The sequence below is a fragment of the Streptomyces cinereospinus genome (assembly GCF_042430725.1).
GTDB classification, from domain to species: Bacteria; Actinomycetota; Actinomycetes; order Streptomycetales; family Streptomycetaceae; genus Streptomyces; species Streptomyces cinereospinus.
In genome coordinates, this window is record NZ_JBHMCY010000009.1 from 121,195 (window position 1) to 130,880 (window position 9,686).

At 71.8% G+C, this 9,686-nt stretch carries 9 protein-coding genes; 6 read left to right on the top strand and 3 right to left on the bottom strand.

The features are described from left to right. Positions 1–268: 268 nt before the first annotated feature. Complete coding sequence (locus ACFF45_RS07155; RefSeq protein WP_381343423.1) at positions 269–673, bottom strand: pyrophosphohydrolase domain-containing protein; 405 nt, start codon at positions 671–673, stop codon at positions 269–271. A gap of 85 nt (positions 674–758) precedes the next feature. On the opposite strand from ACFF45_RS07155, the gene ACFF45_RS07160 reads away from it, so the two are divergent. Beyond that, the gene (locus tag ACFF45_RS07160; protein ID WP_381343426.1) at positions 759–1,754 is read left to right on the top strand and encodes a TAXI family TRAP transporter solute-binding subunit; all 996 of its coding nucleotides are present in this window, start codon (positions 759–761) and stop codon (positions 1,752–1,754) included. On the opposite strand, the gene ACFF45_RS07165 is transcribed toward ACFF45_RS07160, so the two are convergent. Further along, positions 1,744–3,135: a sensor histidine kinase gene (locus ACFF45_RS07165; protein ID WP_381343429.1), complete on the bottom strand. Its 1,392-nt coding sequence runs from the start codon at positions 3,133–3,135 to the stop codon at positions 1,744–1,746. The two genes, ACFF45_RS07160 and ACFF45_RS07165, sit on opposite strands and share 11 nt — an antisense overlap. A gap of 9 nt (positions 3,136–3,144) precedes the next feature. Beyond that, entirely contained in the window at positions 3,145–3,831 is a 687-nt protein-coding gene (locus tag ACFF45_RS07170; RefSeq protein ID WP_381343431.1) for a response regulator transcription factor, read from the bottom strand. Between the two features lie 287 nt (positions 3,832–4,118). Between ACFF45_RS07170 and ACFF45_RS07175 the strand changes: the two genes are divergently transcribed. The 5 genes from ACFF45_RS07175 to ACFF45_RS07195 all read left to right on the top strand — a co-directional run bounded on the left by ACFF45_RS07175 (position 4,119) and on the right by ACFF45_RS07195 (position 9,621). Continuing rightward, on the top strand, positions 4,119–4,895 hold the full coding sequence (locus ACFF45_RS07175) for an amino acid ABC transporter ATP-binding protein (RefSeq protein ID WP_381343433.1): 777 nt from the start codon (positions 4,119–4,121) through the stop codon (positions 4,893–4,895). 82 nt (positions 4,896–4,977) lie between these two features. Next, positions 4,978–5,817, top strand: a complete 840-nt coding sequence (locus ACFF45_RS07180) for a glutamate ABC transporter substrate-binding protein (RefSeq protein ID WP_381343435.1) — start codon at positions 4,978–4,980, stop codon at positions 5,815–5,817. 163 nt (positions 5,818–5,980) lie between these two features. Beyond that, positions 5,981–6,658 (top strand): amino acid ABC transporter permease, encoded by a 678-nt coding sequence (locus ACFF45_RS07185; RefSeq protein ID WP_381343438.1) that lies wholly within the window; start codon positions 5,981–5,983, stop codon positions 6,656–6,658. Next, positions 6,655–7,563 carry an amino acid ABC transporter permease gene (locus ACFF45_RS07190; protein WP_381343440.1) on the top strand — a complete coding sequence of 303 codons (909 nt, stop codon included), beginning with the start codon at positions 6,655–6,657 and terminating at the stop codon, positions 7,561–7,563. Before ACFF45_RS07185 ends, ACFF45_RS07190 begins: the two co-directional genes overlap by 4 nt. Positions 7,564–7,752: 189 nt before the next feature. Continuing rightward, a complete protein-coding gene (locus ACFF45_RS07195; RefSeq protein ID WP_381343484.1) occupies positions 7,753–9,621 on the top strand; it encodes an FAD-dependent monooxygenase in 1,869 nt (622 codons plus the stop codon). Positions 9,622–9,686: the final 65 nt, after the last annotated feature.

Sequence of the window (9,686 nt, forward strand, 5' to 3'; positions counted from 1 at the left end):
TACCGACCGCCTCAGCACCCCGCCAACGCCGTACCGACCGCCTCAGCACCCCGCCAACGCCGTACCGACCGCCTCAGCACCCCGCCGACGCCGTACCGACCGCCTCACGCGCCACGGGCGAGGAGATCCGCCCCCCGACCGCTCACGCGCTGCCGCGAGCAGGCCCGCCCGCCGCCGTACGCCCCGCCCCACGCCCCGCCGTGCGAGACCCCGCCGTACGCCCCGCGCCCCACGCCCCGCCGTGCGAGACCCCGCCGTACGCCCCGCCTCACCCCCCGTCCGGTCGCCACCCCTGGCGGCGCAGCACGCCGGAGACGTCCGGTGCCTCGTAGTGGTCGCCCTTGAGGACCTTGCCGTCGGCGCGGCGCCGCACCTGGCCGTCGGGGCCCAGCTTGGTCATGTTGGAGCGGTGGATCTCGGCTATGACGGCGTCCAGGTCGACGCCGTGCACCAGGGCCGTGCCGTAGGCCACGTAGACGACGTCGGCCAGTTCGTGCGCGAGCCTGTCGAGGGGGCCGGTCACCGACACCTCGGCGACCTCCGCGGCCTCCTCGGCCAGCAGCTCGCCACGGTGCGCGGCCAGCTCCGGCGAGACCGCCGTCGGCGTGTCACGGGCGTCGAGACCGAAGGCCGCGTGGAACTCACGGACCAGGTCGGCGGGCGAGGAACTCATGCGCCGAACGATAACGGCCCGCACTGACAAAGCCCTGTGACGCCCGCCCTGGCCAGCAGTCGTACGGACTGGCAGGATCGCGCGCATGTCCAGAACGTTCCCCCGGGGCGGCGCCCGCCGGGCCCTGCAGGGCGCGGCCGCGGGCGTCGTCGCCCTCGGCCTGCTGCTGTGGTGGCTGCTGCCGCTGGGCGAGGAGCCCCCGAGCGGGTCGATCACGTTCAGCACCGGCACACCGCGCGGGGTCTACCAGAAGTACGGCACCCTGCTGCGCACCGAGCTCTCCAAGGACATGCCGAACCTGGAGGTGCGGCTGCTCACCAGTGACGGCTCGCAGGAGAACGTCGCGCGGGTGGCGACCGGCGAGGCCGACTTCACCATCGCCGCGGCCGACGCGGTGGAGACGTACGAGCTGAACAAGGGGCCCGGCGCGGACCGGCTGCGTGGGGTCGCACGGCTGTACGACGACTATGTGCACCTCGTCGTGGCGCGCGACTCGGGCATCGACTCCGTGACGGACCTGCGCGGCAGGCGGGTCGCCATAGGGCGGCCCCACTCGGGCGTACGGCTGATCGCCACCCGGGTGCTGAAGGCGGCCGGCATCGACGCCCGGCAGGACATCACCCCGCTGTCCGACGGCATCGACACCGGGCCGGACCGGCTGGCGCGGGGGGAGATCGAGGCGTTCTTCTGGTCGGGCGGGCTGCCGACGGACGGTTTGCGGGAGCTGGCCCGGACGTTCCCGTTCCGGTTCGTGCCGATCGACGCCGGCTTCGTCGACGAGCTGCACCGCCAGGGCACGGCCACCCACTACTACCGCGCGACCAGCCTGCCCGAGTCGGCGTACGGGGCCCGCGGCGGCACCACGGTGCCCACGATGGCGGTGTCCAACGTGCTGATCACCCGCAAGGACATGGACCCCGAGCTGACCGAGTGGGTGACCCGTACGGTGATCAACAGCCGTGACGGCATCGGCGCCCACGTCCACTCCGCCCAGCTGGTGGATCTGCGCACGGCGATCTACACCGACCCGCTGCCCCTGCACGACGGCGCCCGGCGCTACTACCGCTCGGTCAAGCCGTAGGGCCGTTCCGCGGCACGCGCAGGGTCACCTTCAGCCCGTGCGGTGCGTGACGCTCGTAGGCGATCGAGCCGCCGGCGGCCGTGAGCAACGCGCGCGTGATGGACAGGCCCAGCCCCGATCCCCTCACGTTCTGGTGCCGCCCGCTGCGCCAGAACCGGTCGCCGACCCGGGTCAGCTCCTCGTCGGTCAGGCCGGGTCCGCGGTCGGCGACGACGACGGTCGCCAAGGCGCCGTTGGCGGCCACGGTGACCCGGACCTCCTCGCCCTCGGGCGTGAACTTCACCGCGTTGTCGATCACCGCGTCCAGCGCGCTGGACAGGGTCACCGGATCGGCCCAGGCGGTCGTCGGCGGGCAGTCCCCCACCAGCCGTACGCCCTTGGCCCCGGCGGTCGGCGCCCAGGCGGCGACCCGTTCGGCGCCCAGGGCACCGATGTCGGTGAGCCGCAGGTCGGCCTCGGCGTGCTCGGCGAGCGCCAGGTCGAGCAGGTCGTCCAGGACCCGCGCCAGGCGCTTGCCCTCGGCCTGCACGGAGGCGATCTCCTCGTTGCCCTCGGGCAGTTCCAGGGCGAGCAGCTCGATGCGCAGCAGCAGCGCGGCGAGCGGGTTGCGCAACTGGTGCGAGGCGTCGGCGACGAAGGCGCGCTGCTGTTCCAGGACGACCTCGACGTTGTCCACCATCTCGTTGAACGATCGGGCGAGCCGGCGCAGCTCCGGCGGACCGCTCGCCACCGCGACCCGGGACTTCAGGCGCCCGGTGGCGATCTCGTGGGCGGTGGCGTCCAGCACGCGTACGGGTCTGAGCACCCAGCCGGTCAGCCGCAGCGCGGCGCCGACGGCCAGCAGCATGGCGGCCGTCTCGCCGGCGGCGATGACCAGCCAGCCGTACAGGGTCCGCGCGCGCATCTGACCGGTGGGCGAGTCGGTCACCACCACGGCGACGACGTCACCGTCCCGGATGACCGGGGAGGCCACGACGAGCCGGGCGACCTGCCAGGGCCACACCTGCTCGGGATCGTCGCTGCGGCGGCTGAGCAGCGCCTCGTCGAACGCCTCGCGCACCTCGCCCGTCGACGGCAGCAGCCACGTGGCCGGCGCGTGGGCCATGGAGGTGCCGTCGGCGTAGAAGACGCCGACACGGATGCCGTAGACGTCGTGGTAGCTGTCGAGCTCGCGGCTGAGCGCCTGCAGACGCCTGCCCGGGGGCTCGGGCGGGGCGCTGACGAACTGGGCGAGCGCCGCGAAGAACGCCGTGTCGTCGATCCGGTCGACGACCACCTTCTGCTGCTGGGCCGCCGCCACGCTGACGGCGAGCGGGACACCGAGCGCCAGCAGGACGGCCGCCATCAGGACGATCAGCAGCGGCAGGAGACGTGTGCGCACCCTGCCCCGCTACGCGGCCGGGACGACGAGCCGGTAGCCGACGCCGCGCACGGTCTCGATCAGGGCGGGCATGCGCAGCTTGGCGCGCAGGGAGGCGACATGCACCTCCAGGGTGCGTCCGGTCCCCTCCCAGCTGGTGCGCCACACCTCACTGATGATCTGCTCCCGCCGGAACACGACCCCGGGGCGCTGCGCGAGCAGCGCCAGCAGGTCGAACTCCTTGCGGGTCAGTTGGACGACCGAACCCTCTACGGTGACCTGCCGGGTGGGCAGTTCGATGCGGACGGGGCCCAGCAGCAGCGCGGCCTCGCCGCCGGAGGCGGCATCCTCGTGGGCGGTGCGCCGGCTGACGGCGTGGATCCGGGCGAGCAGCTCGCCGGTGTCGTAGGGCTTGACGACGTAGTCGTCGGCGCCGAGGTTGAGTCCGTGTATACGGGAGCGGACGTCGGAACGCGCGGTGACCATGATCACCGGGGTGCTGGTGCGCTTGCGGATCTTGCTGCACACCTCGTACCCGTCCTGGTCGGGCAGGCCGAGGTCGAGCAGGACGACGCCGAAGCCGGCGCCTTCCGGGACGAGCGCCTGGAGGGCCTCCTCGCCGCTGCGCGCGTGCGTGACGTCGAAGCCGTGCCGTGCCAGGACCGCGGACAGAGCGGCGGCGACGTGGTTGTCGTCCTCGACGAGGAGCAGTCTCATCCCGGCCCCCTTCGGTTCATCGACAGTACGGACGCGGTAGGTACGAACGCGGGCACGCGCGCGCGTGCACCCAGGCAGTCACGCTGATGGATGAGGACGGCGTCAAGGGCCCGCCGGTTGCGCGGCGCTTCCGTTATCCGGCCGATACGCGACCCCCTCGGCCGCGCTACCAGCCGTGGCCGGCTGCTACCGGATCGTGATACTCAAATTCGCCTCAGATGTCATGACGCAGGTCGCATAGGGTAGCTACTGTCCTCCGAAACCGAGGAGGACGGAGCCCGAGAGCGATGACCGAAGTATCGGTGGCCAAGGAAGACGTGGCCGCGACCGGCGAACTGGTCGTCCTGAAGAGCGTCAACAAGCACTTCGGCGCGTTGCACGTTCTCCAGGACATCGACCTGACGATCGCCCGCGGCGAGGTCGTCGTGGTCATCGGGCCCTCCGGGTCCGGAAAGTCCACCTTGTGCCGCACCATCAACCGGCTGGAGACGATCGACTCCGGTTCGATCACCATCGACGGCAAGCCGCTGCCCGCCGAGGGCAAGGCGCTGGCCCGGCTGCGCGCCGACGTCGGCATGGTGTTCCAGTCGTTCAACCTCTTTGCGCACAAGACCGTGCTCGAGAACGTGATGCTGGGCCAGATCAAGGTCCGCAGGGCGGACAAGCAGCAGGCCGAGGCGAAGGCCCGGGCCCTGCTCGACCGGGTCGGCGTGGCCTCGCAGGCGGACAAGTACCCCGCGCAGCTCTCCGGCGGCCAGCAGCAGCGCGTGGCGATCGCCCGCGCCCTGGCCATGGACCCGAAGGTCATGCTCTTCGACGAGCCGACCTCGGCCCTCGACCCGGAGATGATCAACGAGGTGCTGGAGGTCATGCAGCAGCTCGCCCGGGACGGCATGACCATGATCGTCGTGACGCACGAGATGGGCTTCGCCCGGTCGGCTGCGAACCGTGTGGTGTTCATGGCGGACGGCCGCGTCGTCGAAGAGGCCGCGCCGGACCAGTTCTTCAGCAACCCGCGCAGCGACCGTGCCAAGGACTTCCTTTCGAAGATCCTCCACCACTGACCGTCGCCCGCCGCCCTCCCGCGGCGAGCCGCGCCTTCCGCACCCGACGGCCCTTCACTTCACCACGCAAAGGATGTTCACCATGAAGCTCCGCAAGGTCTCCGCCGCGGCGGCCGCCGCGCTCGTCCTGTCCCTGACTGCGACCGCTTGTGGGAGCGACGACGGCGACTCGGACTCCGGCTCCGGCGGCGGCGACACGATCAAGATCGGCATCAAGTACGACCAGCCGGGTCTCGGCCTGAAGGAGCCGGGCGGCTCCTTCTCCGGCTTCGACGTGGACGTGGCCACGTACGTGGCCAAGGAGCTGGGCTACGCGGCCGACCAGATCGAGTGGGTCGAGACCAAGAGCGCCGACCGCGAGAACGCCCTCTCCCGCGGCGACGTGACGTTCATCGCGGCCACCTACTCGATCACCGACGAGCGCAAGGAGAAGGTCGACTTCGCCGGCCCGTACCTGCTGGCCCATCAGGACCTGCTGGTCAAGGCGGACTCCGACATCAAGGAGGGCACCGACCTCAACGGCAAGAAGCTGTGCTCGGTGACCGGCTCCACCTCCGCGCAGAACGTCAAGGACGAGATCGCTCCGGACGCCCAGCTGAAGCAGTACGGCACCTACTCGGAGTGCATCGCCGGTCTGCAGAGCGGCGCCGTCGACGCGGTGACCACCGACGACTCGATCCTCGCCGGCTTCGCCTCGCAGGACCAGTACGAGGGCCAGTTCAAGCTCGCGGGCCTGAAGCTGAGCAACGAGAACTACGGCATCGGCGTCAAGAAGGGCGACTCCGAGACCGTGAACAAGATCAACGACGCGCTGGAGAAGATGGTCGGCGACGGCGCCTGGGAGAAGGCCGTCGAGGACAACTTCGGTCCGGCGGACTACAAGAACGAGCCCGCGCCGAAGATCGGCCAGATCGTTCAGTGACGCGGGAGTCCACTCCCCGAGGGTGTCCCCTCGGCCAGGCCCGGCATGAGGACGAGACACCTCCTGGCGGAGTGCTTCGCGGGTGCGCCGCCGCCGGGCGCCGTTCCGGCGGCGGCGCGCCCTGCCCGCCACGTACGTCACACACCCGGAAGCGCGGGAGATCGTGTTCGACTTTCTTTCTGACTATGACGACCCGAGCCTGTTGGGCGCCTTCTGGGTGACGGTGCAGCTCACCGTCTTCTCCGGCATCGGCTCGCTGGTCTGGGGCACCCTGCTGGCCGCGATGCGGGTCAGCCCGGTCCCGCTGATGCGCGGTTTCGGCACCGCCTACGTGAACATCGTCCGGAACATCCCGCTGACGGTCATCATCGTCTTCACCTCGCTCGGCCTCGCCGACATCTTCGGGGTGACGATGGGCGCGCCGGACGACTTCGAACTGCAGGGCTTCCGGCTGGCGGTCCTCGGTCTCGTCGCCTACACCGCCGCCTTCGTCTGCGAGGCGCTGCGCTCCGGCATCAACACCGTCCCCGTCGGGCAGGCCGAGGCGGCCCGCGCCATCGGGCTGAGCTTCAGTCAGGTGCTGCGGCTCGTCGTGCTGCCCCAGGCGTACCGCTCGGTCATCGGCCCGTTGGCCAACGTCCTGATCGCGCTGACCAAGAACACGACGGTGGCGGCCACCATCGGTGTCGCCGAAGCGGCGCTGCTGATGAAGGAAATGATCGAGAACGAGGCCCAAACCGTGCTGATCGGCGCGGTCTTCGCCTTCGGTTTCGTGGTACTGACCCTGCCCACCGGCCTCTTCCTCGGCTGGCTGAGCAAGCGACTGGCGGTGAAGCGATGAGCTCCGTTCTCTACGACGCCCCCGGCCCCCGGGCCAAGCGGCGCAACCTCATCTTCTCGGCGGTCTTCATCGCCCTGCTGGCGCTGCTGCTGTGGTGGATCTGGCAGGTGATGGACGACAAGGGCCAGCTGAAGTGGTCCCTGTGGAAGCCGTTCACCGAGGGCGAGGCCTGGACGACGTACCTGCTGCCCGGCCTCGGCAACACCCTGAAGGCCGCGGCGCTCGCCATGGTGATCGCCCTGCCGCTGGGCGCCGCGTTCGGTATCGCACGGCTGTCCGACCACCGGTGGGTGAGCGTTCCGGCCGGCGCGGTGGTGGAGTTCTTCCGGGCGATCCCGGTGCTGCTGCTGATGCTGTTCGCCAACGAGTTCTACGCCCGCTCCACGGACATCAGCAGTGAGGACCGGCCGCTCTACGCGGTCGTCACCGGCCTGGTCCTGTACAACGCCTCGGTCCTCGCCGAGATCGTGCGGGCCGGCATCCTCTCCCTGCCCAAGGGGCAGACGGAGGCCGCCAAGGCGATCGGCCTGCGCAAGGGCCAGACGATGACGACCATCCTGCTGCCGCAGGCCGTCACCGCCATGCTCCCGGCCATCGTCAGCCAGCTGGTCGTCATCGTGAAGGACACCGCGCTGGGCGGCGCGCTGCTCAACTACAGCGAACTCGTCAGCGCGCGCGGCACCCTCGCGGCCAACTACGCCAACGTCATCCCGAGCTTCATCGTCGTGGCGATCGTCTTCATCATCGTGAACTTCATCCTGACCAGCTTCGCGAGCTGGCTGGAGGCGCGGCTGCGGCGCAGCAAGCGCAGCAGCGGCGCGGTTCTCGGGGCCGAGAAGGTGGAGGACCTCAACGCCGCGGAGATCGGTGGCAGCTACGGCACCGGTGCGGAGGGCAGGCCCTGAGGGCCGGTCGGTAGCCTGCGGTGACCCGAGGGGCAGTGGCATGATCGCCACTGCCCCTCGTCGCTTGACGCAAGCACCGGCAATGGGTTGCATACGTTCTGTGATCGTGCACCCTGCTCCAACCTCCTGTTCACATCCGTCTCCAGAGGCATCGCTGCGGACAGGGAGTGCCGCGTGGATCCGGTGATCATCGTCGGAGCGGGGCCCGTCGGGCTCGCGCTCGCCCTGGCACTGGCGCGCCAGGACGTGCCGTCCGTCGTCCTCGACGAGGGCCCGGGCACGGACGAACCACGGCTCGCCCGCACCGTCGTGCTGCGCGAGGACACCGCCGCGCTGATGGAGCGCCTGACCGGGGTGCCGCTCGCCGAGGCCGGCACCCGCTGGGCCGGATGGCGGTCGATGCGGCGCAAGCAGGTGGTACGGGAGGTCACCTTCGAGGGCTCCCGCGACGCCGACGACTCCTGGGACGACGGGGGGGCCGGGGGCTCCGGCGCCTTCCGGGGCGCCGGAAGGCTCGGGGGCTCCGGCGGGTACCGGGACTCCGCGGGGCCTGACGGCTTCTGGGGCGCCGGAGGGACTGGCGGTTCCAACGGCTTCCGGGGCGCCGGAGGGACTGGCGGCTCCGGCCACCCCGCCCACGGCTCCGCCGCTCCCGGCGGCCCGCGCCAGGCGCAGCAGGGCCGCCGGCTCGGCTCGGACTACGCCGTCACCACCGGCGCCGCCCCCGAACAGCCGCCGCTCCACCTGGCCCAGCACGTCCTCACCCACGCCCTGCGCGCCGCCGCCGACCGCGACCCCCTCGTCAAGGTCGCCGTGAACAGCAGGCTCGATGCCATCGAGCAGGAGACCTCCGGCGTCACCGCGCGCACCCGGGGCCCCAAGGGCATCTGGTGGCGCGGCAGTTATCTGGTCGGCTGCGACGGCCCCCGCTCGACCGTGCGCAAACTCCAGGACATCCGCTTCCCGGGTCGTACGGCGGTGGAACGCTACGCCGTCGCCGCGCTGCGCGTGGAACTTCCCTGGCCCAACCGCGCGTTGCTGCACCGGACGCCGCCGTGGCGGACGTCGGGCCCCTCGGCCGGGGAGATCAGCGCCCGCCCGCTGCCCGACGGCGTCTGGCGGCTGGACTGGCTGCTGCCGCCCGGCAAGGACCTGGTCACGCCCGAATTGCTGGTCACCCGCGTCCAGGAGACCCTCGCGGGCTGGACCGGCGGCTCCACACCGCCGTACGAACTGCTGGACACCGGGGTGCACACCGTCCACCACCGGCTGGCCCGCCGCTGGCGCGCCGGCCGGGTCTTCCTCGCCGGTGACGCGGCCCACCTGCTCGGCGCGCTCGGCACCCAAGGGCTGGAGGAGGGGCTCAAGGACGCCGACAACCTCGCCTGGAAGCTGGCCCTGACCTGGCACCACGGGCCGCGCGACGTGCTGCTCGACAGCTACCAGGCGGAGCGCCGCGCGAGCGTCGCCGCCCGGCTGCGCGCCGCCGACCAGGTGCTGCCGCTGCTGCGCGGCGGCGGCGCCCTGCGCTCCTACGTGCCCGGCGCGAGCCGCAGCCATGACGCGCTGCTCACCGACGGCCACCTGGGGCGCGGTGCGCTGGGCGCGCCGGCCACGTACGCCGACTCGCCCCTCGCGCCCCGGCACATCGAGGCGGAGGTGCCCGTCGAGACCCGCCCCGGCGCGCCGGTGACCGATGTGCGGGTCACGGCGGAGGATGGTTCCTTCGTACGGCTGCGCGACCGGCTCGGCCGGGGCGCGCTGCTGGTCGTACTGATCGCCCCCGGCACCGGCGTGTGGGAGCGCAAGCACTGGGTGAGCGCCGGGATCATGCCCCGGCTCGCGGCCGCGGTCACCGCGCTTCCGCTCCCGGCCGAACTGCTCGTCGCCGAGCGCTACCCCGGCGCGTCCGCCCACACCGTGCTCCTCGTCCGGCCCGACGGCCACCTGGTCACGGCCCTCAACGGGGTCCGCCCGGCCGAGCTCTACGCGGCGGCCGAGGCGACCCTGGGCGGCCCGGCCAAGACCACGGCCGAGGCCGCGGCGGGCTCGCGCTGACCACCGCCGCGGCGCGTACGCTCGCCTGCCCGGCGTCACACAGCGGCCGCGGCCGCTGTGTGACG

Coding starts and splice junctions, on each gene's coding strand:
- ACFF45_RS07155 (WP_381343423.1), bottom strand. CDS start 673: ATGAGTTCCTCGCCCGCCGACCTGGTCCGTGAGTTCCACGCGGCCTTC.
- ACFF45_RS07160 (WP_381343426.1), top strand. CDS start 759: ATGTCCAGAACGTTCCCCCGGGGCGGCGCCCGCCGGGCCCTGCAGGGC.
- ACFF45_RS07170 (WP_381343431.1), bottom strand. CDS start 3,831: ATGAGACTGCTCCTCGTCGAGGACGACAACCACGTCGCCGCCGCTCTG.
- ACFF45_RS07175 (WP_381343433.1), top strand. CDS start 4,119: ATGACCGAAGTATCGGTGGCCAAGGAAGACGTGGCCGCGACCGGCGAA.
- ACFF45_RS07180 (WP_381343435.1), top strand. CDS start 4,978: ATGAAGCTCCGCAAGGTCTCCGCCGCGGCGGCCGCCGCGCTCGTCCTG.
- ACFF45_RS07190 (WP_381343440.1), top strand. CDS start 6,655: ATGAGCTCCGTTCTCTACGACGCCCCCGGCCCCCGGGCCAAGCGGCGC.